The sequence below is a fragment of the Gordonia otitidis NBRC 100426 genome, assembly GCF_000248075.1.
GTDB classification, from domain to species: Bacteria; Actinomycetota; Actinomycetes; order Mycobacteriales; family Mycobacteriaceae; genus Gordonia; species Gordonia otitidis.
Genome location: NZ_BAFB01000076.1, coordinates 11438 through 33404, shown reverse-complemented (window position 1 = coordinate 33404; position 21967 = coordinate 11438). Strand labels below are relative to the sequence as shown.

Below are 21967 nucleotides of genomic sequence, written 5' to 3'. Positions count from 1 at the left end.
CCATCACCTCATCTCGGGGGTCTGACGCATCGGGATCGAGGGCATCGGGGACTGTGGCATCGGGGTCTGGGCCGTCGTCGACAGGGGGAGCAGGCGCGGATCGAACGGCTCGAGGCCGACGCTCTCGACGCCCAGCGCCGGGGTGAGAGCGCGCGCGGCGCGTTGATCGGCGGGTGACTCACCCGGCAGCGTCGAACAGATGGCGGCAAGGACATCGGTGTACGGGGAACGGCGGTCCTGCAGTGCGAATCGGATCAACTCGAGGGCGGGCCGGTACTTCTCGAGTACCCGCGCTCCCGCGGCGGGGTCGACGCGCGCGGCGAACTCCAGCACGATCGGCAGGTGATCGGGCAACTCACCATGCAGGTCGACGAGGTGGCCGCTGTCGCGATACAGCGTCTTGAACTCGCCGAGCGCGCTGCCGCGGCGTCGGGTGTCGCCATCGGTCCAGTACGACAGGTAGAGAGTTTGTTTTCGGGAGAGATCGAAGGTGTCGACGTAGTCGTCGATCAGTTCGCCCAGTGTCGATGATCCGAGATGGTCGAGGAAGCGCAGGAGTCCTCGGATCGATGGGTGATCGGTTTGTTCGTCGAGTGCACTGCCTACCAGTGGGATTCGGCCGAGAAGCGTCTCGTCGGGGTACTCGAGACACCACGATGCCGTCAACCATGCGACTCGATGATCTGCCGACGTCGAGCGGCGCGGCCACTTCACGACGACGCCTGCGGGTCGGGCGACGTGGGTGCTGCCGTCGGATGGCTTGTCTGCGTGCGTTGTGCCTGCGTGGAGTCCGGTGTCGCCCGCTCCGGGAACAACCCGACCGGTGATCCGTTGCCGTCCCAGTTGAGCAGGTTCGTCCGGTTGGCCAGTCGGTGCGAGTTGGCCGCGGTATCGCTGGTCTGGCGTTGTTTGAGCGCGTGGAAGGTTTCGACCGAGACCGGCGTGGGTGTTCCGCTCGCTTCGCCGAAGGCACCGGACTCGTACATGCCCGGCCCGTCCTCGTAGTCGAGGGAGCACGCCATCTCGTCGAGTTGGGCAGCCTGTTCGACATGAGCCGTCGGAATGACGTACCGCTCATCATATTTCGCGAGCGCCATGAGCCGATACATCTCGTAGACCTGCTCCTCGGTCATTCCGACGGAGGCGGGGATGTCGGCGTTCGGTTCCCGGCCGAGCGTGACGTCGCGCATGTAGGAACGCATCGCGGCGAGTTTGCGGAGCACCGAGTCGATGACCGCTGTGTCGCCCGCACTGAACAACTCGGCGAGGTACTCCACCGGAATGCGTAAGGCGTCGATCGCACCGAAGAGTGTGCCGGCGTCTTCAGCATCGTGACCCTGCCCGCTGAGCAGGTCGACGATGGGCGACAGTGGCGGGACGTACCAGACCATCGGCATCGTCCGATACTCCGGGTGCAGGGGAAGTGCCACCCGAAACTCCTTGGCCAGCGCGTAGATCGGAGAACGACGTGCAGCGTCGAGCCAGTCCTCGGGGATGCCCTCCGCCCGCGCTCCGGCGATCACCTCGGGATCGTTCGGGTCGAGCAGGAGATCGAGTTGCGCTTCGTAGAGGTCGGTGTCGTCCGGTGTGGAGGCTGCCGCGGTGACCGCGTCGACGTCGTAGAGGAACAGTCCCAGGTAGCGCAGCCGTCCGACGCATGTCTCCGAGCACACGGTCGGTTGACCGACCTCGATCCGCGGATAGCAGAGTGTGCACTTCTCTGCCTTGCCGGTGCGGTGGTTGAAGTAGATCTTCTTGTACGGACAACCCGTGACGCATTGACGCCAGCCGCGACAGCGATCCTGGTCGACGAGGACGATCCCGTCCTCGCTGCGCTTGTAGATCGCCCCGGACGGACACGACGCCATGCAGGAGGGGTTGAGGCAGTGTTCGCAGATCCGGGGCAGATAGAACATGAAGGTCTGCTCGAAGCTGAAGGTGACCGCATCCTCGGCCTCGCGGCGTAGCTTCTCGACGATAGGGTCGAGTTCGCCGAGTTCCGGTGCACCGCCGAGGTCGTCGTCCCAGTTCGCCGACCAGGTGACCTTCGTGTCGTCTCCGGTCAGCAGCGATTTCGGGCGTGCGACGGGGAAGTCGTCGCCGAGCGGGGCGTCGATGAGCATCTGGTAGTCGTAGGTCCAGGGCTCGTAGTAGTCGTAGATGGTCGGCTGAACGGGACTCGCGAAGAGCGTCAACAACTTCTGCATCCGGCCGCCCGTGCGCAGCCGCAGCTTTCCCTTGTTGTTCAGATGCCACCCGCCGCGCCACTTCTCCTGATCCTCGTAGCGTCGCGGATAGCCTTGTCCCGGACGCGTTTCGACGTTGTTGAACCAGACGTACTCGGTGCCGGCCCGATTGGTCCACGCCTGTTTGCACGTGACCGAACAGGTGTGGCAGCCGATACACTTGTCGAGGTTCATCACCATGCCGACCTGTGCCATGACCCGCATCAGTACGTCACCTCCTGGCTGCGCTTGCGTATCGTCGACACCATGTCACGCTGATTTCCCGCGGGGCCGAAATAGTTGAATGCGTAAGACAATTGGGCGTAGCCGCCGATCAGATGAGTGGGTTTGACCAGAAGTCGGGTGGCGGAGTTGTGCATTCCGCCGCGACGGCCCGTCGCCTCCGATTTCGGGACGTCGATCGTGCGCTCCTGCGCATGGTGGACGTAGACGACACCGGCGGGCATCCGATGGCTGACGATCGCCCTGCACACCACGACGCCGTTGGCGTTCACACATTCGATCCACTCGTTGTCGTGAACATCGATGGCCGCGGCATCCGACGGGCTCAGCCACGCTGTGGGGCCACCCCGCGACAGCGAGAGCATCAGGAGGTTGTCCTGGTACTCGGAGTGGATGGACCACTTCGAGTGTGGCGTCAGGTATCTCACGGTGATCTGCTGCGACCCGTCTGGTCCGAGCCTGGGCTCACCGAACAATCGGTGCATGTCCAACGGCGGGCGGTACACGGGTAGCGACTCACCGAGGTCGATCATCCAGTCGTGGTCGAGATAGAAGTGCATACGTCCGGTCAATGTGTGAAACGGCTTGAGCCGCTCGATGTTCACCGTGAACGGGGCGTAGCGTCTGCCGCCCGTCTCGGAGCCGGACCATTCCGACGAGGTGAACACCGGGACCGGTGCCTGCTGGGTGTCGGCGAAGGTGATCTGCTTGTCGGCGTTGCCCGCGGCGAGGTCGACGAGCGTCGTGCCGACTCGCTTCTGGAGCTTCTCGAAGCCGTTGACGGCCAGAGCCCCGTTGGTGGTGCCCGAGAACATCAGGATCGCGTCGGCCATCTTGGCATCCGTGTCGATCGCGGGCCTGCCGTCGCCGGCGCCCCCGAGCATGACCCCGTTGCGATCCGCGAGGCGCCGTGACTGCTCTGCGATGTCGAAGGTGACGCCCTTGTTGGCGAAGCCGAGTGTGTCGGCCAGTGGCCCGACGGAGGCGAGTTTCTCGGCGATCGCGGTGTAGTCGCGTTCGACCACCGTGAACGACGGCATGTTGACTCCCGGTCGTCCGGGCGACGTCGACGTCGCCCAGTCGTCGACGGTGCCCTTGGGTTGTGCGGTTTCTCCCGGGGTGTCGTGCTGCATCGGAGTGGCGACGAGATCGTGGCGCACACCGAGGTGGGTCTTCGCCTGCTCGGACAGTTCGACCGCGAGCAGGTGGAAGAGATCGAAATCGGTCTTGGCCTCCCACGGCGGGTCGATGGCGGGAGAGAACGCATGGACGAAGGGATGCATGTCTGTCGACGACAGGTCGTTCTTCTCGTACCACGTAGCCGCGGGTAGGACGATGTCGGAGAGAAGGGTCGTCGACGTCATCCGGAAATCTGCCGACAGGAGGAGATCGAGTTTGCCCTCCGGCGCATTCTCGTGCCACCGAACATCGTTGGGGCGTGGGATATCCGGTGATTCGGTTCCCATCACGTTGTTGTGGGTGCCGAGGAGGTTTCGCAGGAAGTACTCATTGCCCTTCGCCGACGACCCCATGAGGTTCGACCGCCACAGGATGAGCGTGCGTGGCCAGTTCTCCGGTGCGTCGACATCGCTGATCGACGGTGTCAGGGAACCGTCGGAAAGGTGCTGCGCCACATAGTTCGACGCGGATTCCGCGTCGCCACGCTGGACCGCGTCGCGGGCGTCTTCGGCGACGTCGAGCGGATTGCGGTCGAACTGCGGATAGAACGGCATCCACCCGAGTCGGGCCGACTGGGCGATGGCGTCCGCGGTGTGTTGGTGATCGAGTGTCCCGCGGGAGAGTGGGGATGCCAGTGACGCAGCAGAATAGCCGTCGTTACGCCACTGGTCGGTATGCATGTACCAGTACGACGTCCCGGTCATGGTGCGCGGTGGGCGGCTCCAGTCGAGGCCGTTGGCCAGCGACATCCAGCCGGTGATGGGCCGGCACTTCTCCTGCCCCACATAGTGGGCCCAGCCGCCGCCGTTGCGGCCCATGCAACCGGTCAGGATCAGTAGTGACAGGATGGCGCGGTAGGTCGCGTCGCCGTGGAACCACTGACAGATACCGGCGCCCATGATGATCATCGACCGGCCACCCGAATCGACGGAATTGGTGGCGAATTCCCGTGCGATCCGGATCGCGGCCTCGGCGGGCACGCTGGTGATCTCAGCCTGCCAGGCAGGTGTGTAGGGCGTTATCGCATCGTCGTACCCGGACGGCCACTCGCCGGGCATGCCATCGCGGCGTACTCCGTATTGGGCGAGCATCAGGTCGTAGACGGTGGTGACGAGGTGGCCGTCGACGACAGCGGTCGGTACCCCGCGACGCAGTACCGAACCGCTCCCGTCCGGGCTGTCGAATGCGGGTAGAGCGATCTCGGCGAGCCCCGCTTCCGGGCGTCCGTAGAGGCTGAGTGCGGGCGCTATCCCGTCGAGCTCGAGATTCCACCTGCCCTCGCCCGTGGTCGAGCGCCGGAAGCCCAGGGACCCGTTCGGGACCGCCGGGCGACCGGTGTGTTCGTCGAGAACGACGGTCTTCCAGACAGCATCGGGATCGGGTTCGACGTCGCTCGCGGTCGGTTCGACCGGGGTCAGTTCGTCTGCGGTGAGGAACTTGCCGGGAACGAGGCCGTGTTCGTGTTCGTCGAGATGGATCAGGAATGGCAGGTCTGTGTAGGAGCGCACGTACTTCTCGAAGAACGGGGTGGATCGGGCGACGAAGAACTCCGACAGAATCACGTGGCCCATCGCCATGGCCAGCGCGGCGTCGGTACCGGCCTGCGCGGGCAGCCACTCGTCGGCGAACTTGGTGTTGTCGGCGTAGTCGGGACTGACCGCCACCACTTTCGTCCCGCGATATCGGACTTCCGCCATCCAGTGGGCGTCTGGGGTTCGGGTGACCGGGACGTTCGAACCCCACATCATCAGATACGACGCATCCCACCAGTCGCCCGACTCCGGGACGTCGGTCTGATCGCCGAACACCTGCGGACTGGCGACGGGCAGGTCGGCGTACCAGTCGTAGAACGAGGTCATCACCCCGCCGATCAACTGGATGAAGCGGGTGCCGACGCAGTGCGAGACCATCGACATCGCGGGAATCGGCGAAAAGCCCGAACACCGGTCCGGCCCGTAGGTCTTGATGGTGTGCACGTGTGCGGCGGCGGCCATCTCGATGGCCTCCTCCCAGCTCACCCGCACCAGGCCGCCCTTGCCACGTGCCTGTTGGTAGGACTTGCGCCGCAACGGATCTCCGACGATGTCGGCCCACGCCAGCACCGGGTCGCCGGTCTTGGCCTTCGCCTCGCGGAACATCTCGACGAGCACCCCGCGGGCGTACGGGTATCGCACCCGGGTGGGCGAGTAGGTGTACCACGAGAAGGCAGCGCCCCTGGGACAACCGCGCGGTTCGTACTCCGGTCGGTCTGGGCCGACAGTTGGGTAGTCGGTTTCCTGGGTTTCCCAGGTGATGATGCCGTCCTTGACGTACACCTTCCATGAGCACGACCCGGTGCAGTTGACCCCGTGGGTTGATCGCACGATCTTGTCGTGGTTCCACCGATCACGGTAGAAGATGTCTCCGGCACGGCCGCCCTCGCGGAAAACGACTCTCCCGTCGGAGGTTTCGTCCCAGCGGGTGAAGAATTTGCCGATGTTCAGCAGGGCCGTGGCCGCCTCGCCCTGAACTGCAGTGGATCGGGCCATGGATTCACCATACGGTCAAAGTGGAGAAGGTGTGGGGTTTCATCGTGCGGATTCATCGAGCATTAACGAAGTTTGGGTGCCCTAATTTCCTGATGCCGACTCGTGTTTCGACCACCAGCGTATTTCGATTGCGTATAGACCCGCGTCAATACGCGTAATGACGATGCGCGGTGTGAAACAGTCGGTGACTGTGAGCGATTCGAGTGCTGTGCCCGGCGCTCAGCCCCGACATCGATCGCGGGTGCCGCGCGCGAGGCTCGGGCAGTTCACCTTCGTCATGGCAACCGGGATCATCTCGACTGCGATGCACAACGCGGCGACGCTTGGCTCAGGTACTTACTCCACTGTGGCCCAGGTGATTTCGGCACTTCTCTTCGTTCTGGCGGTGGTCGGATACATCGCACTGACGGTGTTCACCATCGCGGGGTGGTTCACGGGAGCGGGCATCTCCGCCGAGTTGATGGGCGAGGTGCGCGCCGACGGCTTCACGGTGCTGGCGTTCACCGCTGGGAGCGGGGTGCTCGCCGCTCGTTCGCTCGCGGGTGGATTCGACTGGGCTGCGCTGAGCTTTGCCTACATCACGCTCGGTTCGTGGGTGATTCTGGGCTACGTGGCGGTGATAGCGGCATTCTTCAGCGCCACGCATTCGCGCGCGCAATCCCCGTCCGCCACGACCCCGCTTCCGTGGACACACGTCAACGGGACCTGGTTTCTGATGGTGGTCGGGACTCAAGCGGTCGCGGTGGCGTTCGGTGCCCTGGCCGCGGCCAAGCACGTCAACTGGTACGCCCAGGTCGCTGCGTTGTGGTGGGGGATAGGCGTGCTGATCCTGATCGTGATGGCGGTACTGGTCGTCGCACGGCTGATCATCATCGGACTCTCACACGACGACGAGGTGGCGCCTTACTGGGTGCTCATGGGCGCCGGAGCCATCTCCGTACTGGCAGGCGCCGAGTTGATGACAACGGGTTCGGCCCAACGACTCGTCACGCACGACGTGGTCGGGACGCTGTGTCTGATGGCCTGGATCTTCGGCACGTGGCTGATCCCCCTGTTGATCGTGCTGATGATCTGGCATGCACGTCGGCCGGGCACCAATTCGGGCTTCCGCACCGCGCTCTGGTCGCTGGTGTTCCCGATCGGCATGTACGGAGTGGCCAGTCGGCAATTGGGGATCGCGTGGCACGTGCCGTGGCTGAAGGATCTCGGCACCTGGGAGGCGTGGGTTGCGCTCGCGGTCTGGGTTGTCGTCTTCGCCGGGATGGCGCGGTGGTGGTGGCGTTGGGTGCAGGTGAGACGGTCAGCGGTCAGTGCGCCAGCACGGTGAGAAGCACTGCCGAGTCGTCGTTCGCCCTCAGGTTGTGTCGGGCGTCGGGAATGGTGACGAGGTCACCAGCCGTCCCGTGCCAGTCGTCGGTACCCGCGGTGAGGGTGACGTCGCCACGAAGTACCTGCAGGGTTGCCTCACCGGGACTCTCGTGTTCGCCGAGTTCGGTGGCGGCTGCGAGGGCAATCACTGTCTGACGCAGGTGACGCGACGAATTGCCGTGCAGGGTGTGACCGGCTCTGCGACTGTGAGCGGTGCGCGCTGTGGCGATGAGTTCGTCGACGAGGGCTGGGAGTCGGGTGGAGTCCATGTCTCACGATGGCACGTCATGCGCGACGGCCGCGCGGCATTCGCGGGTTCGTGCCGTCTCGAGTCGACCTGCCGCACTGCATGACGTTGACCGACGAAATTCGCGACCCGGCCGCGGTGCGGCACCCGTCACCCCGCCGCGCGCTCGACGGTGAGCAGACTCTCGGCGCTGTGCTCGGCGTGGAACGCGGCCTCGCCGCCGCGTACTCCGAACAGCCTTTTGCTCCAGATCAACCACACGACCGCCGCGATGTTCACAGCGAGCAGAAGTGCCTTGAACACCGTTGCCTTCTCGACGAGTTCGTAGACCTCGAGGGGGATGAAGATGCTCGTGACGATCACGGCGAAGTACTCACCCCAGCGTTTGGCGAACCACAGCCCGTACGCCTCGACGAACTGGCTGAGTCCATAGGCCACCAGTGCGCAGCCGACGAGAACGATGGTCGTCGTGGACAGTGTTGTGGCCTTCTCGATCCACTGCACGACCTTCGAGTCGTCGATGTTCCAGCCGATCTGGTCGGCGATCGGTTTCAGTAGCGGCATCTCGGCGTCGAACTTCTCGTGCAGCGTCTGCTGGCTGTTGCGCAGCTCGATCACGAACGACCCGGCGATCACCAGGAAGATGCCGCGGACCAGACGCTCGATTGCGAGTAGCCGCATGATGATCAGGTCGCGCAACAGGCGACCGCGGGGGACCTCGGGCGCGTGATCGGCCGGCCCGCTGCTCCGCGGGTCGCCGACGACGAAGTCTCCGCATCGCAGACACCGCCACGCGTCACCGACGGCGGTGTCGGAGCGGAGGTGCTCGGCGAGATCCGATTCGTCGGGGCGGTAGGTTTCGTGGCCGCGCAGACCGCAGGAGACCAGTTCCCAGTTCACCGCAGCAGCGTAGCTCTGCGGACGGTGGAAGCGTCAGGACGCCGCTGGTATATCACCCCGGCGAACACCCCCGAGCTCCGGTGCGCCGACATCGCCGGTCACCCCGGTGCTGGTGGCATACAACAGATCCCGGAAGTCGCCGATCGCCTGACGCTCCGTCGCCCACACCATGCGGATCCTCATCGCTGCGGGAGGGTGGCGCTGGATCTTCTTGATCAATCTGCCGGTAGGACTCATCGCACTGGCCTGGAGTCGGTTCTTTCCGTCCGATCCGAATGTGCGCGACTCCGGTGGACGACTCGATGTCCGCGGGCAGGCGCTCGCTGTGGCGTTCTTCGCGCTTGTCGTCGTCATCGTCGAGGCGGGGGAGCGGTCGTCGGTCGCTGCGTGGGCACTGATCCGGATGACCTGCGCGGTCGTCGCGCTCTATTGGTCGGATCGACGCAGTGCAGCCCCGCGATCCCTATCGGGTCGCGTCGTCGCAGCGCGTGGCCCGCAGTTGCCCGCAGTTCTCGGGCAGATCGCGGCGGTCGCGGGTTCGGCAGCCATCGCCGCTGCGATCTTCGTCGACGCATCCCTGTGGGTGCTGATCTGCGCGATGCTGCTCGCGGGAATGGCGTTGCCGATGGTGATCGTCCCGATGACCGGTCTCGTCGTGTCCGGCGCACCCGCCGGAGCGGCAGGCGTCTCGGGTGGCTTGTTCAGCGCGTCCCGACAGCTCGGTGGCGCGTTCGGGGTTGCCGCGCTCGGCGCGGTGCTGGCCTCGGTGGGTGGTGCCGACGGTGCGGCCTGGGCGATGCTCGCGGCCGCTGTGATCGCGGGGGATCGCTCTCGTCGCGATGACGTGTCGTCCGCACCGCGCGGAGCGAGTTCGGTGCGAATGCGGCCGACCATGGCGGCGTCGACGGCATCGATTTGGGTCTGGCCAGCAGACTCTCTACACTAGAACGGTTGCCTGTGCGCCTTGGTGTGCCCGCAGTCGCAAGAATGCGTGCACACGCGGGGTTCACGGCCACAACTGAATAGTCGCCGGTGCCGGCGAAAAACCAAGGGCATCGGCGGCGAGAACCTTAACAACTATCCACTTCGTGGAAGGCCCACCGCAGGTCACGGGAGAAATCCCGCGAAAGGCGCTGTATGGGAACCGCTACGAGAAAGGTTGACGGTCAACCATGACCATGACTGACCCGATCGCAGACTTCTTGACACGTCTGCGTAACGCCAATTCGGCGTTCCACGACGAGGTGACCCTCCCGTCGTCGAAGCTCAAGGTGAACATCGCCGAGATCTTGAAGCGCGAGGGCTACATCACCGATTACCGCACCGAAGATGCGGAGATCGGCAAGAACCTCGTCGTTTCCCTCAAGTACGGCCCCTCCCGTGAGCGCAGCATCGCCGGCCTTCGCCGCGTGTCCAAGCCGGGCCTGCGGGTGTACGCAAAGTCCACCAACCTGCCCAAGGTCCTGGGCGGCCTCGGCGTGGCCATCATCTCCACGTCGTCCGGTCTGCTCACCGATCGCCAGGCAGCCAACCAGGGCGTGGGCGGCGAAGTCCTCGCCTACGTCTGGTAAGGGGAGGTACACACAATGTCGCGTATCGGTAAGAACCCGATCGAGATCCCCGCGGGCGTCACCGTCTCCATCGACGGCCAGACCGTGTCCGTGAAGGGCCCCAAGGGCGAGCTGAGCCACGTTGTCACCAGCCCCATCGAGGTGGCGCAGGAAGACAACACCATCGTGGTGACCCGCCCCAACGACGAGCGTCGTAACCGTGCACTGCACGGCCTGAACCGCTCGCTGGTCGCCAACCTGGTCACCGGTGTCACGCAGGGCTACACCACGAAGATGGAGATCTTCGGTGTCGGCTACCGCGTCGCCGCCAAGGGTCGCGATCTCGAGTTCGCGCTCGGCTACAGCCACCCCGTGCCGATCGAGGCTCCCGAGGGCATCACCTTTGCCGTCGAGTCGCCCACCAAGTTCTCGGTGTCGGGTATCGACAAGCAGCAAGTCGGCCAGATCTCGGCGAACATCCGCCGCCTGCGTCGTCCTGACCCGTACAAGGGCAAGGGCATTCGCTACGAGGGTGAGCAGATCCGTCGCAAGGTCGGAAAGACGGGTAAGTAAGCCATGAGTGATACAGCAACCAAAACTGTCCGCAAGCCCCTCGGCAAGGACGTCTCGACCCGTCGGCGCACCGCGACCGGCAATCGTCACTTCCGCCTGCGCAAGAAGGTCAACGGCACGCCTGAGCGTCCGCGTCTGGCTGTCAAGCGCAGCAGCCGTCACATCCACGTGCAGCTGATCGACGACCTGGCGGGCAAGACCCTCGCCGCTGCGTCGACCATCGAGGCAGACGTGCGTGCATCCGGCGGAGACAAGTCGGCACAGGCTCGTCGCGTCGGCGAACTGATCGCCGCTCGCGCCAAGGCCGCCGGTGTCGAGGCCGTCGTGTTCGACCGTGGTGGCAAGGACTACCACGGCCGGATCGCCGCGCTCGCCGACGCCGCGCGCGAGGGAGGCCTGCAGTTCTGATGATGACCAGCAACAACAGCACGACCAACATGACCGGAGGGAACCTCTGATGCCCGGACGTCAGCGTGACGGCGGAAACGGACCCGCCGGAAACGACAACAACAACAACCTGGGCGGCAACGACCGCCGCGGTGGCCGCGATCGTCGTAACGACCGCGGACGCGATCGCGACCAGGAGCGCAACCAGCTCGAGCGCGTCGTCACCATCAACCGCGTCTCCAAGGTGGTCAAGGGTGGACGTCGGTTCTCCTTCACCGCTCTCGTGGTCGTCGGCGACGGCCAGGGCATGGTCGGTGTCGGCTACGGCAAGGCCAAGGAAGTTCCGGCCGCGATCCAGAAGGGCGTCGAAGAGGCTCGCAAGAACTTCTTCCGCGTTCCGCTGATCGCAGGCACCGTGACCCACCCGGTCCAGGGTGAGGCCGCAGCCGGCGTCGTGATGCTGCGCCCGGCCAGCCCCGGTACCGGTGTGATCGCCGGTGGCGCGGTGCGTGCCGTGCTCGAGTGCGCAGGCGTGCACGACGTGCTCGCGAAGAGCCTCGGCTCCGACAACGCGATCAACGTGGTCCACGCGACCGTCGCCGCACTGAAGATGCTGCAGCGTCCCGAAGAGGTCGCCGCACGCCGCGGTCTGCCGATCGAAGACGTGGCGCCGGCCGGCATGCTCCGGGCGCGCGCGGGACAGGGAGTCTGATAGCCATGGCCGAACTGAAGATCACCCAGGTCAAGGGCACGATCGGTACCAAGAAGAACCAGCGTGACAGCCTGCGGACCCTCGGACTCAGGGGCATCCGCCAGACCGTCACCCGCGAGGACACCCCGATCAACCGCGGTTTGATCAACGTGGTTGCACACCTCGTGACAGTCGAAGAGGTTTAAGAGCAATGACCATCAAACTCCATCACCTTCGCCCCGCTCCGGGCGCGAAGACCGAGAAGACCCGCGTGGGTCGCGGTGAGGGGTCCAAGGGTAAGACCGCCGGTCGCGGCACCAAGGGCACCAAGGCACGCAAGAACGTGCCTGCCGGCTTCGAGGGCGGCCAGATGCCGATCCACATGCGGCTCCCGAAGCTCAAGGGCTTCACCAACCCCAACCGGGTCGAGTACCAGGTCGTCAACGTGGGCGACATCGCCAAGCTGTTCCCGCAGGGCGGCACGATCGGCGTCGACGAGCTCGTCGCTGCCGGTGCGGTCCGTAAGAACCAGCTGGTCAAGGTCCTCGGCGACGGCGAGCTGAGCGTCGCGGTCAACGTGACCGCGAACAAGTTCACGGCGTCGGCCAAGGAAAAGATCGCCGCTGCAGGTGGCAGCACCACCGAACTGTAAGAGTTCGTTTTCTGACCACAGCGGACGGCAGCACGGCTCTGCCGTCCGCTGTGGTGCCATCTCGGCCGTGTGCTGGTTCACGGGAGTACGTGCACGTCGATGCACCCGCCCGGTACCACGCGCGGCCGCGACAACTCGAGGTGGTGCGGTCCCGCAGAAGGGCCGGTCATGGCAGCCGGTAGAGTTTCTGACGTTGCCGCGCAACCGGAACTATCGCAGCCGCAACCACCGATCAACGTCGATTGCCGAGCACGTGGGGGTGGGGTCCGTCCGGACCCCCGAACAACCCGAGCGTGGTCGTTCCTAGGAGGAGTTAGTGCTTTCCCCCCTCGTCGCGGCCTTTCGGACGCCCGATCTGAGGAAGAAGATCCTCTTCGTCATCGGCATCATCGTGCTGTATCGCCTGGGTGCGACGGTTCCGTCGCCGGGCGTCGACTACAAGACCGTGCACGCGTGCATCGATCGGATCAACAGTGGTGGCGGCAATCAGGTCTACTCGCTGATCAACCTGTTCTCCGGTGGAGCGCTTCTCCAGCTCTCGGTGTTCGCGATCGGCATCATGCCCTACATCACGGCGAGCATCATCGTGCAGCTCCTCACGGTGGTCATCCCCCGGTTCGAGCAACTCCGCAAGGAGGGCCAGTCCGGTCAGGCCAAGATGACGCAGTACACGCGCTACCTCACCGTCGCGCTCGCGCTGCTCCAGTCGACCGGCATCGTCGCACTCGCCGACCGCGGCACCCTGCTTCCGCAGGAGTGCGGCAACGTTCTCACCGACCAGTCGATCTTCGGACTGTCGATCATCGTTCTGGTCATGACAGCGGGCGCCTGCCTCGTCATGTGGTTCGGTGAGCTGATCACCGAACGCGGCATCGGCAACGGCATGTCGCTGTTGATCTTCTCGGGGATCGCCGCCCGTATCCCGGCCGAAGGACGTGCGATCCTCACCAGCCGTGGTGGTCTGGTCTTCGGTCTGGTGTGTCTCGCAGCGTTGATCATCATCGCCGGCGTGGTCTTCATCGAGCAGGGGCAGCGTCGAATCCCGGTGCAGTACGCCAAACGCATGGTCGGCCGGAAGATGTACGGCGGGTCGTCGACCTATCTGCCACTGAAGGTCAACCAGGCCGGCGTCATCCCTGTCATCTTCGCGTCGTCGCTGCTGTATCTGCCCCAGTTGATCGTGCAGCTCACCAAGAGCGCCGACGGCACGGAGTCGGGGTGGCAATCGTGGGTCTCACGGTATCTCGCCGACCCGAGTAGCTGGGTGTACATCCTCGTCTACTTCCTGATGATCATCTTCTTCACCTACTTCTACGTCGCGGTGACCTTCAACCCAGAAGAGCGTGCCGACGATATGAAGAAGTACGGAGGGTTCATCCCGGGTATCCGTCCGGGACAGCCGACAGCTGATTACCTCGGCTACGTACTGAGCCGCATCACACTCCCGGGTTCGATCTATCTGGGTATCATCGCTGTACTGCCCAACCTCTTCCTCGAGATCGGAAACAGCGGGGGAGTGCAGAACCTGCCATTTGGGGGCACGGCCGTGTTGATCATGGTCGGCGTGGGTCTGGACACGGTGAAGCAGGTCAACAGTCAATTGATGCAACGTAAGTACGAAGGATTCTTGAAGTGAGACTTGTTTTTCTCGGCCCCCCCGGTGCTGGCAAGGGAACCCAGGCAGAGCTGTTGTCGGAGACTCTCGGCATCCCACACATCTCGACCGGTGACCTGTTCCGCGCGAACATCTCGCAGGGCACTGCCATCGGCATCGAAGCCAAGAAGTACCTCGACGCAGGCGATCTGGTGCCGCCGGAGATCACGGTCGACATGGTTCGTGCGCGGCTGAACGAACCCGACGCGTCGAAAGGTTTCATCCTCGACGGCTTTCCCCGCTCGATCGAGCAGGCCGAGGCCCTCAACTCGATCCTCGCCGACCTCGACACGCGACTCGACGCCGTAGTCTCCTTCGTCGTCGATCCCGACGTCGTCGTCGAGCGCATGCTCGCACGTGGTCGCGCCGACGACACCGAGGACGTGATCCGTAATCGCATGGCGGTCTACGAGAAGGAGACCGCACCGCTTCTCGAGTACTACGGCGACCAGGTCAAGACCGTCGACGCCGTTGGCGAGGTCGACGAGGTCCATCAGCGCGTGTTGAACGCGCTGGGCGTCAAAGTCTCCTGAACTCCGATCGTCGATGAGGCTCCGTAAGACCAAGCAGGTCCCGTTCCGCAGTCCTGGCGAGCTCGACGCCATGGCTGCGGCGGGAGCCATCGTGGGAAGCGCTCTCGTCGCGGTCCGCGACGCTGCGAAGGTCGGTGTGAGCACTCTCGATCTCGACGCAGTCGCAGAGTCGGTGATCCGCGATGCGGGTGCGGTGCCGTCGTTCAAGGGCTATCACGGATTCCCCGGGTCGATCTGCAGCTCGGTCAACGACGTTGTGGTGCACGGTATCCCGTCGAGCAGTGTGGTGCTCGCCGAAGGTGATCTCGTGTCGATCGACTGCGGCGCCATCCTCGACGGATGGCATGGCGACTCCGCCTGGACATTCGGTGTCGGGGAGTTGTCGCCAGCCGACCACGATCTGTCGGAAGCCACCCGCCTGTCGATGGAAGCAGGAATCGCCGCCATGGTCGACGGTGCGCGGCTGACCGATATCTCGCACGCCATCGAAACCGGAACGCGCAAGGCGGAGCAGACCTTCGGGCGCAGCTTCGGGATCGTCGACGGTTACGGCGGCCACGGAATCGGCCGCGAGATGCATCTCGATCCGTTCCTGCCCAACGAGGGCGACCCAGGCCACGGCCCGCTCCTGGTGATCGGTTCGACGCTCGCGATCGAGCCCATGCTCACGCTGGGTACCACCGACACCACGGAGCTTCCCGACCACTGGACCGTCGTCACCGACGACGGCTCGCGTGCAGCGCATTGGGAACACACGGTGGCAGTCACCGCCGATGGACCCCGAATCCTGACGCAGCGTCCTTCCTGAGCCTGAGCCTGAGACGCGTTCACGCGCCATTCATGTGGCGTCGTCCATGTGACACCTTCCGGTCGTCGGTGATCCACCAGCTCGTTCGCCATCCGTAAGTTCGGGCCTGAATACTGCCCGAGTGTTTTCAGCCAACGAGCGGGTGCTTCCGTCGTCGCGCGCCCGGTCGTGGCGCAGCTACGCACTCTTCATCGTGCTCGTCGCGCCGAACCTCGTGCTACTCGGTGTCTTCACGTACCGGCCGCTCATCGAGAACATCCGAATGTCGTTCTACGACTGGAACATCTCGTCGCCCGGGGCCGACTTCATCGGGATCTCCAACTACCGCGAATGGTTCACGCGCTCCGACACGGCAACCATCGTCGCGAACACGGTTATCTTCACGGTGGTGGCCGTCGCGGGCAGCATGGCCCTCGGTCTCGCGTTGGCGTTGCTCCTCGATCGCAGACTACGCGGTCGAAATCTTGTGCGGTCCATCGTGTTTGCACCGTTCGTGCTATCCGGTGCGGCGGTCGGCATCGCATTTCAGTTCGTGTTCGACCCGAACTTCGGTCTGATCAACGATCTGATGCATCGACTGCACCTCGGATCGGCGCCGGACTTCTATCAGCAACCGCACTGGGCACTGTTCATGATCACGGTGACGTACGTGTGGAAGAACCTCGGTTATGCGTTCGTCATCTATCTCGCTGCGCTGCAGGGTAAGCGTGTCGACCTCGACGAGGCTGCGGCGATCGACGGAGCCGGCCGGTGGACCTATTTCCGCAGAGTTCTGCTCCCACAGTTGCGGCCGACCACGTTCTTCCTGTCGATCACCGTGTTGCTCAACTCATTACAGGTGTTCGACATCATCAACGTCATGACCCGCGGCGGGCCCCTAGGCAACGGCACCACGACGATGGTCTACCAGGTCTACGAGGAGACGTTCCGCAACTTTCGCGCCGGCTACGGTGCAACGGTCGCGACGATCATGTTCGTGGTCCTGCTCGTTGTGACGGTCGCCCAGGTCCGGGTGATGGATCGGGCCGAGAGATGAGTGACCTGGCGGTGAAAGACACCGCGACACCCGACGACACCGCTGGCGGACACAGGACCGACGGCCACGGGCGGGCGGCAGCAGCGGTGGCGCGCAGACAACGTCTGGCCACCGTATTCGGCTACCTGGCGATGATCGTCGTGGTGCTCCTCGTGGCGCTGCCACTCGTATGGATTCTGTTGGCGTCCTTCAAGGATCGCTCCGAGATCTACGTTCAACCGGCGGTCTGGTGGCCGTCACAGTGGCATCCGGAGAACTATCGTGAGGCGACCACGTCGGTCCCGTTCTGGGACTTCATGCGCAACTCGTTGATCGTGACGTCGATCCTGGGCATCGTGAAGTTCGGGCTCGGCGTGCTGAGTGCGTACGGCCTTGTCTTTCTTCGGTTTCCGTTCAAGAACGTCGTGTTCATCGTGATCATCGCCGCACTCATGGTGCCGAACCAGATCACGTCGATCACGAACTACGCCTTCATCGCACAACTGGGGCTACGGAACACCTTCACCGGCATCATCCTGCCACTGGCCGGCGTCGCATTCGGAACATTCCTGATGCGCAACCACTTTCTGTCCATACCGCCGGAGATCATCGAAGCCGCGCGCATGGACGGGGCCGGTCACATCAGGTTGCTGACACGCGTGGTGTTGCCGTTGTCGATCCCGACGATGGTGGCCTTCGCACTCATCACCCTGGTCAACGAGTGGAACGAATACCTCTGGCCGTTCCTGATGGCCGACGACTACTCGGTCGCGACACTGCCCGTCGGATTGACACAGCTGCAGAACAACGACGGATTGACCAACTGGGGACCTGTGATGGCCGCGACGGTGCTGGCGATGCTGCCCATGCTGATCGTCTTCCTCGCGCTGCAGCGACACATGATCAAGGGCCTGACGTCCGGGGCGGTGAAGGGGTGACCGCGCCTGTCGGCAACGGCATCGACAACATCCGACCAAGAAATGGGAACGAGCAACAGTGGGGAACAGGAGTGAACGTATGACCGAGTTGTCGCGCCGCGGATTTCTCGCGGCAGGTGTGACGTTGGCGGCGGGGCTCGCCGTGTCGGCCTGTGCGGGTTCCGGCAGTTCCGAGGGGTCCGACGGAGGTGATGCGAACAACCTGACCTTCTGGTCGAATCACCCGGGCAAGTCCGGGGATGTCGAGCGCGAGTTGATCTCTCGTTTCGAGAAGGCCAACCCGGGCATCAAGGTCCAGCTCGTCGACGCCGGGAAGAACTACGAGGAGGCCGCGCAGAAGTTCAACGCCGCACTCTCGGGTGGCTCGCTGCCCGACATCATGATCCTGTCCGACGTCTGGTGGTTCAACTTCGCGCTGATCGGTGCGATCGCACCGCTCGACGACCTGTTCGGCAAGGCGGGCGTCGACACCTTCGACTACGTGGATTCGCTTGTCGGCGACTACAAGTGGAACAACAAGACATGGGCGTTGCCGTATGCGAGGTCGACGCCGTTGTTCTACTACAACGCAGACGTATGGAAGCAGGCCGGACTACCCGCACGGGGTCCCGAGAGCTGGCAGGAGTTCGACGACTGGGGTCCACGCATCCAGGGTGTCGTCGGTGGCGGCAAGCAGGCACACGGGTGGGGTAACGCCGTCGACTACCTCGGGTGGACGTTCCAGGGTCCCACGTGGACCTTCGGCGGTGCGTACTCCGACGAGTGGGATCTGAAGTTCACCGATCCGAAAACCGTCGAGGCCGCGAACTATCTGAGCCAGTCGATCAACACCAAGCGGTACGCGAAGATCTCCAACGACATCGCAGGTGATTTCAGTGCCGGGATCATCGCATCGACCGTCGCGTCGACCGGTGACCTGTCGGGGATCACGAAGAACGCAAAATTCGGTTTCGGCACGGCGTTCCTACCTGCGCCGAACGGTACAGTCGGCTGTCCGACGGGTGGTGCGGGACTTGCCATCCCGGCGCGTATCTCCGATGCCCGCAAGGTCAACGCACTGAAGTTCATCAACTTCATCACCGACACCGCCAATACCGCGTACTTCTCGCAGAACGTCGGATACATGCCCGTGCGCAAGTCGGCGCTGAGCGACCCGTCGATGGTCGCCTTCCTCGAGAAGAACCCGAACTTCAAGACCGCGATCGATCAGTTGGCGCACACCAAACCCCAGAACTACGCCCGCGTCTTCGTCCCAGGCGGTGACAAGATCATCGGCACCGGCTACGAGAAGATCGGTCTGCAGAACGCGGACGTCAACGCCACGATGGCCGACATGGACAAGCAGATCCAGCAGATCTACGACACGCAGATCAAGCCGAAGTTGCCGAAATGATGAACGCGATCGAGATCGTCTCTGGTGAGGTCGTGCTGTGGCGGCGGTGACCTTCTACGGCGCGACGCGTCGGTTCAGCGACGACGCGCCGCCCGCCGTCGACCACCTCGACCTCGACGTCGCCGACGGTGAGTTCATGGTTCTCGTCGGGCCGTCGGGATGCGGGAAGTCGACGACGCTGCGGATGTTGGCCGGACTCGACTCGGTGGAGTCGGGGTCCATCAGTATCGACGGGCGAGACGTCGTCGGCCTCGAGCCCAAATCCCGTGATGTGGCGATGGTGTTCCAGAACTATGCGCTCTACCCGAACATGACCGTCGGGCAGAACATGGGATTCGCGTTGCGCAACGCGGGAATGAGCAAGGCAGACACCGCACGTCGTGTCGGTGAGGTGGCCGCGATGCTCGAACTCGACGAGTTGCTCGACCGCAAGCCGTCGAAGCTGTCGGGTGGACAGCGGCAACGGGTGGCGATGGGACGCGCGATCGTTCGGCGGCCCAAGGTGTTCTGCATGGACGAGCCGTTGTCGAATCTCGACGCCAAACTCCGTGTGAGCACACGCGCACAGATCGCCGCACTCCAACGCGACCTCGGCGTCACCACGCTGTACGTCACCCACGACCAGGTCGAGGCGATGACGATGGGCGACCGCGTGGCCGTCATGCGGAAAGGTGTCCTCCAACAGGTGGGCAGTCCGCGTGAGATCTACGCGCGGCCGGTCAACACGTTCGTCGCCGGATTCATGGGCTCGCCGCAGATGTGCCTGATCGACGTCGACGTCGACACCGGGCGCGCACTTCTCGGCGACGCCGAGATCGCGGCTCCGCGTCCGGCACCCCCGCGGGTGGTCGTCGGGTTGCGTGCCGAGTCGTGGCAGATCACCGGGCCCGGCTCGCTCGGGGCACTGACGGCTCGGGTCGAGCTCGTCGAGGAACTCGGTTCGGAGCAATTCGTGTACTGCTCGGCCGATGTGGCGGTGCGGGACGGGCGGATCGTCGTACGGGCCGATCATCGCAACGAGTTCAGGGTCGGGGAGTCGCTCGGTCTGATCCCGGATCCGGACGAGCTGCACTGGTTCGACGCCGAAACGGGTAATCGGCTCTGAGCCGAGAGCGCGTGCCGGCGGCGCCGATGACCACCGCTGCGAGCCCGAGCGGCAGCAGCGACCACCACGCAGCGGTCACGAAACCCTGCTGGGTTGGCAGCACTGCGCCAGCAGGTGTGGCGGTGGCCAGCAGTACGCCCGCGAGTGCGCTTCCGACGGCGAACCCGATGCTGCGGACGACCTGGTTGATCGTCAGGACGCTCGCGGTCTCGGAGTGCGGCACGCCTGCCAATACGAGTGCGGGCATTGCGGCCGAGATCCCTCCGACTCCGTACCCGAGCACCGCCATGGCGATCAGTACTGCAGCCAATGATCCACTGGCGGTGGCGAAGACGACTGCGGCGGCCATGGCGGTCACGGATGCGCCGACGTACACAGACCTTGCTGTGGAGCGTGCGATGAGGCTCGGTGATGCCTTGCCTGCGAGGAAACCCAGCACGGAGAACGGGATGAGCGCGGCGCCCGCGGCGGCACCGGGAAGCGCGAATCCGTATGCGGCGTCGGCGGGCGTCTGAACGTAGCGGGTGAATACGCTGAACAACAGATAGAGTCCGACGCCCGCCACCGCCATCGCGATGTTGGCGCGCAGTACCGACGGCGCACTGAGTAACCGAACGTCGACCAGTGGTGTGGCGGTGCGCAGTTCGACAAAGACCCATGCGAGCAGTGATGCACCCGCGACGGCCGGGATGGCTACGGCGGTCGCGGGTGAGCGCCACACGGCGGGCTCGGCAACGAGGAGTAACAGCCCCAGTGTTGCCAGGGCGAGCAGGAGGCCACCGAGCCAGTCGATGCGCGGTAGTGGGCCGGGACGTTCCGTAGGCAGCGCGATCCACGCGACGAGCAACGCGGCCAGTGAGAGTGCAAGCCCGCATCCGTAGGCTGCGCGCAGGCCTGCGATCTGATCGAGGAACCCCATCAGTGGGTAACCCACTCCGATGCCCACGGTCGAGGCCACCGACAGTGCGGAAATCGTCGATGCCGCACGACGATCCGACAGGTGACCACGTGCCACGCTCATCAGCAGCGGAACTCCGCCGAGGCCGATACCTTGCAGCGTACGACCGAGGAGCAGGAGCGGGAACGACACCGCGATCGTCGTGAGAATGCCGCCGACCACGACGATCATCAGACACCACAGGATCACGCGACGACGCAGTGGACCGCTGCCCAGGCGGCTCAGCACGGGTCCTGCGATGGCGCCGGCGAACAGCGTGACGGTGAGCGTCCACTGCGCGGCATCGAGCGAGACGTGAAGTCCGTTCGCAACCGGGGTGATCAGGGGTGCGCCCAGGCTGCCGATGACGGCGACGACCAGGCCGACACCCACGAGAGCAGCGCCCAGTCCGGTGGCGCGCTGTCCGGTCAGCTGAGCCTCGGGTGCTGCTCCGGTCATCGGTTGGTCTCGCTCGTGATGTGGTGGAACAACCCGGGTTCGATGAGTGTCCGCACACCGTGTGCCCACGGCTCGTCGACATCGCCGACGTCGAGCGCGGCACCCGCGTTGAGCAGCATGCCGAACGCGAGGAACGACTTGATCGTCACCGGGTCGAGGCCGGTGGCATCGGCGACCGCGTCCCACATGCGTGCGAACCGTTCGCGCACAGCATCGCGCACCTCGACGTCGCCCGCGGCGGCGAAACCCTGCAACTGCAACAGGAGATTGGTTGTGTCGGTGAGGAGTTCGTAGTACTGCTGCCCCATCAGGGCAAGGGCGTCGAGTCCGCTTCGTCCTGCTGCGGCGTCGAGCATCGCGTCGGTGACGCGGTCGAAGGACGTCTCGACCAGTTCGAGAAACAGTGCCTTCTTGGTCCCGAACATCCGGAATATGTAGGGCTGCGTGATTCCTGCGTTGCGCGCGATCGTCTCGGTGGACGCGCCGTGTAGCCCATGCGCCGCAAATTCCTCGGCGGCGACCGAGAGTACCTGGGCGCGTCGGTCTGCCGCTGTCATCCGTGCCATACACGTAGATTACTAG

Annotated in this window: 22 protein-coding genes; 15 read left to right on the top strand and 7 right to left on the bottom strand. The window is 64.4% G+C overall.

What is annotated here, in order from left to right; all coding sequences use genetic code 11:
• Positions 1 to 3: 3 nt before the first annotated feature.
• The 3 genes from narJ to GOOTI_RS07150 are packed head-to-tail and all read right to left on the bottom strand — an operon-like array spanning position 4 to position 6175.
• Positions 4 to 714: a nitrate reductase molybdenum cofactor assembly chaperone gene (narJ, locus tag GOOTI_RS07160; RefSeq protein ID WP_007237899.1), complete on the bottom strand. Its 711-nt coding sequence runs from the start codon at positions 712 to 714 to the stop codon at positions 4 to 6.
• The gene (narH, locus tag GOOTI_RS07155) at positions 711 to 2450 is read right to left on the bottom strand and encodes a nitrate reductase subunit beta (protein ID WP_007237898.1); all 1740 of its coding nucleotides are present in this window, start codon (positions 2448 to 2450) and stop codon (positions 711 to 713) included. The genes narJ and narH overlap by 4 nt, the downstream gene beginning before the upstream one ends.
• Positions 2450 to 6175, bottom strand: a complete 3726-nt coding sequence (locus GOOTI_RS07150) for a nitrate reductase subunit alpha (RefSeq protein ID WP_007237897.1) — start codon at positions 6173 to 6175, stop codon at positions 2450 to 2452. The genes narH and GOOTI_RS07150 overlap by 1 nt, the downstream gene beginning before the upstream one ends.
• Positions 6176 to 6365: 190 nt before the next feature.
• Here GOOTI_RS07150 and GOOTI_RS07145 point away from each other — a divergent pair, with 190 nt between their 5' ends.
• On the top strand, positions 6366 to 7502 hold the full coding sequence (locus GOOTI_RS07145) for a tellurite resistance/C4-dicarboxylate transporter family protein (RefSeq protein ID WP_233425441.1): 1137 nt from the start codon (positions 6366 to 6368) through the stop codon (positions 7500 to 7502).
• Here GOOTI_RS07145 and GOOTI_RS07140 read toward each other — a convergent pair.
• Both GOOTI_RS07140 and GOOTI_RS07135 read right to left on the bottom strand, forming a co-directional pair.
• The gene (locus GOOTI_RS07140) at positions 7483 to 7812 is read right to left on the bottom strand and encodes a cupin domain-containing protein (RefSeq protein ID WP_007237895.1); all 330 of its coding nucleotides are present in this window, start codon (positions 7810 to 7812) and stop codon (positions 7483 to 7485) included. The two genes, GOOTI_RS07145 and GOOTI_RS07140, sit on opposite strands and share 20 nt — an antisense overlap.
• 128 nt (positions 7813 to 7940) lie before the next feature.
• Positions 7941 to 8690: a DUF2127 domain-containing protein gene (locus GOOTI_RS07135; protein ID WP_007237894.1), complete on the bottom strand. Its 750-nt coding sequence runs from the start codon at positions 8688 to 8690 to the stop codon at positions 7941 to 7943.
• A 169-nt stretch (positions 8691 to 8859) separates the two neighbouring features.
• On the opposite strand from GOOTI_RS07135, the gene GOOTI_RS07130 reads away from it, so the two are divergent.
• From GOOTI_RS07130 to GOOTI_RS07065, 14 genes are all read left to right on the top strand, one after another.
• The gene (locus GOOTI_RS07130) at positions 8860 to 9636 is read left to right on the top strand and encodes an MFS transporter (RefSeq protein WP_007237893.1); all 777 of its coding nucleotides are present in this window, start codon (positions 8860 to 8862) and stop codon (positions 9634 to 9636) included.
• Positions 9637 to 9862: 226 nt separating this feature from the next.
• Positions 9863 to 10261 carry a 30S ribosomal protein S8 gene (rpsH, locus tag GOOTI_RS07125; protein ID WP_007237892.1) on the top strand — a complete coding sequence of 133 codons (399 nt, stop codon included), beginning with the start codon at positions 9863 to 9865 and terminating at the stop codon, positions 10259 to 10261.
• Positions 10262 to 10276: 15 nt separating this feature from the next.
• Positions 10277 to 10813, top strand: a complete 537-nt coding sequence (gene rplF / locus GOOTI_RS07120) for a 50S ribosomal protein L6 (protein WP_005170413.1) — start codon at positions 10277 to 10279, stop codon at positions 10811 to 10813.
• Between the two features lie 3 nt (positions 10814 to 10816).
• Entirely contained in the window at positions 10817 to 11221 is a 405-nt protein-coding gene (rplR, locus tag GOOTI_RS07115) for a 50S ribosomal protein L18 (RefSeq protein ID WP_005170415.1), read from the top strand.
• Between the two features lie 49 nt (positions 11222 to 11270).
• Positions 11271 to 11912 (top strand): 30S ribosomal protein S5, encoded by a 642-nt coding sequence (rpsE, locus tag GOOTI_RS07110; protein WP_007237891.1) that lies wholly within the window; start codon positions 11271 to 11273, stop codon positions 11910 to 11912.
• Between the two features lie 5 nt (positions 11913 to 11917).
• Positions 11918 to 12097 carry a 50S ribosomal protein L30 gene (gene rpmD / locus GOOTI_RS07105; protein WP_007237890.1) on the top strand — a complete coding sequence of 60 codons (180 nt, stop codon included), beginning with the start codon at positions 11918 to 11920 and terminating at the stop codon, positions 12095 to 12097.
• A gap of 5 nt (positions 12098 to 12102) precedes the next feature.
• Complete coding sequence (gene rplO, locus GOOTI_RS07100; protein WP_007237889.1) at positions 12103 to 12543, top strand: 50S ribosomal protein L15; 441 nt, start codon at positions 12103 to 12105, stop codon at positions 12541 to 12543.
• A gap of 316 nt (positions 12544 to 12859) precedes the next feature.
• A complete protein-coding gene (gene secY, locus GOOTI_RS07095) occupies positions 12860 to 14179 on the top strand; it encodes a preprotein translocase subunit SecY (protein WP_007237888.1) in 1320 nt (439 codons plus the stop codon).
• Entirely contained in the window at positions 14176 to 14730 is a 555-nt protein-coding gene (locus tag GOOTI_RS07090; RefSeq protein ID WP_007237887.1) for an adenylate kinase, read from the top strand. Before secY ends, GOOTI_RS07090 begins: the two co-directional genes overlap by 4 nt.
• A 13-nt stretch (positions 14731 to 14743) precedes the next feature.
• The gene (gene map, locus GOOTI_RS07085) at positions 14744 to 15538 is read left to right on the top strand and encodes a type I methionyl aminopeptidase (RefSeq protein ID WP_007237886.1); all 795 of its coding nucleotides are present in this window, start codon (positions 14744 to 14746) and stop codon (positions 15536 to 15538) included.
• Positions 15539 to 15659: 121 nt separating this feature from the next.
• Entirely contained in the window at positions 15660 to 16574 is a 915-nt protein-coding gene (locus GOOTI_RS07080) for a carbohydrate ABC transporter permease (RefSeq protein WP_174299121.1), read from the top strand.
• Positions 16571 to 17491, top strand: coding sequence for a carbohydrate ABC transporter permease (locus GOOTI_RS07075; protein WP_007237884.1), 921 nt, complete (start codon positions 16571 to 16573; stop codon positions 17489 to 17491). The genes GOOTI_RS07080 and GOOTI_RS07075 overlap by 4 nt, the downstream gene beginning before the upstream one ends.
• 79 nt (positions 17492 to 17570) lie before the next feature.
• Positions 17571 to 18884 carry an ABC transporter substrate-binding protein gene (locus GOOTI_RS07070; RefSeq protein ID WP_007237883.1) on the top strand — a complete coding sequence of 438 codons (1314 nt, stop codon included), beginning with the start codon at positions 17571 to 17573 and terminating at the stop codon, positions 18882 to 18884.
• Between the two features lie 37 nt (positions 18885 to 18921).
• Positions 18922 to 19989: an ABC transporter ATP-binding protein gene (locus GOOTI_RS07065; RefSeq protein ID WP_007237882.1), complete on the top strand. Its 1068-nt coding sequence runs from the start codon at positions 18922 to 18924 to the stop codon at positions 19987 to 19989.
• Here GOOTI_RS07065 and GOOTI_RS07060 read toward each other — a convergent pair.
• Entirely contained in the window at positions 19907 to 21385 is a 1479-nt protein-coding gene (locus GOOTI_RS07060) for an MFS transporter (RefSeq protein WP_007237881.1), read from the bottom strand. The two genes, GOOTI_RS07065 and GOOTI_RS07060, sit on opposite strands and share 83 nt — an antisense overlap.
• Positions 21382 to 21951, bottom strand: a complete 570-nt coding sequence (locus GOOTI_RS07055) for a TetR/AcrR family transcriptional regulator (RefSeq protein WP_007237880.1) — start codon at positions 21949 to 21951, stop codon at positions 21382 to 21384. Before GOOTI_RS07055 ends, GOOTI_RS07060 begins: the two co-directional genes overlap by 4 nt.
• Between the last annotated feature and the right edge of the window lie 16 nt (positions 21952 to 21967).

What these genes read in the sequence shown, in the direction of transcription:
- rpmD (WP_007237890.1), top strand. Translation starts at nt 11,918, where the DNA reads ATGGCCGAACTGAAGATCACCCAGGTCAAGGGCACGATCGGTACCAAG.
- GOOTI_RS07140 (WP_007237895.1), bottom strand. Translation starts at nt 7,812, where the DNA reads ATGGACTCCACCCGACTCCCAGCCCTCGTCGACGAACTCATCGCCACA.
- narH (WP_007237898.1), bottom strand. Translation starts at nt 2,450, where the DNA reads ATGCGGGTCATGGCACAGGTCGGCATGGTGATGAACCTCGACAAGTGT.
- GOOTI_RS07075 (WP_007237884.1), top strand. Translation starts at nt 16,571, where the DNA reads ATGAGTGACCTGGCGGTGAAAGACACCGCGACACCCGACGACACCGCT.
- map (WP_007237886.1), top strand. Translation starts at nt 14,744, where the DNA reads ATGAGGCTCCGTAAGACCAAGCAGGTCCCGTTCCGCAGTCCTGGCGAG.
- GOOTI_RS07150 (WP_007237897.1), bottom strand. Translation starts at nt 6,175, where the DNA reads ATGGCCCGATCCACTGCAGTTCAGGGCGAGGCGGCCACGGCCCTGCTG.
- GOOTI_RS07060 (WP_007237881.1), bottom strand. Translation starts at nt 21,385, where the DNA reads ATGACCGGAGCAGCACCCGAGGCTCAGCTGACCGGACAGCGCGCCACC.
- rplF (WP_005170413.1), top strand. Translation starts at nt 10,277, where the DNA reads ATGTCGCGTATCGGTAAGAACCCGATCGAGATCCCCGCGGGCGTCACC.
- GOOTI_RS07070 (WP_007237883.1), top strand. Translation starts at nt 17,571, where the DNA reads ATGACCGAGTTGTCGCGCCGCGGATTTCTCGCGGCAGGTGTGACGTTG.
- rpsE (WP_007237891.1), top strand. Translation starts at nt 11,271, where the DNA reads ATGCCCGGACGTCAGCGTGACGGCGGAAACGGACCCGCCGGAAACGAC.
- rplR (WP_005170415.1), top strand. Translation starts at nt 10,817, where the DNA reads ATGAGTGATACAGCAACCAAAACTGTCCGCAAGCCCCTCGGCAAGGAC.
- GOOTI_RS07055 (WP_007237880.1), bottom strand. Translation starts at nt 21,951, where the DNA reads ATGGCACGGATGACAGCGGCAGACCGACGCGCCCAGGTACTCTCGGTC.
- GOOTI_RS07130 (WP_007237893.1), top strand. Translation starts at nt 8,860, where the DNA reads ATGCGGATCCTCATCGCTGCGGGAGGGTGGCGCTGGATCTTCTTGATC.
- rpsH (WP_007237892.1), top strand. Translation starts at nt 9,863, where the DNA reads ATGACCATGACTGACCCGATCGCAGACTTCTTGACACGTCTGCGTAAC.
- rplO (WP_007237889.1), top strand. Translation starts at nt 12,103, where the DNA reads ATGACCATCAAACTCCATCACCTTCGCCCCGCTCCGGGCGCGAAGACC.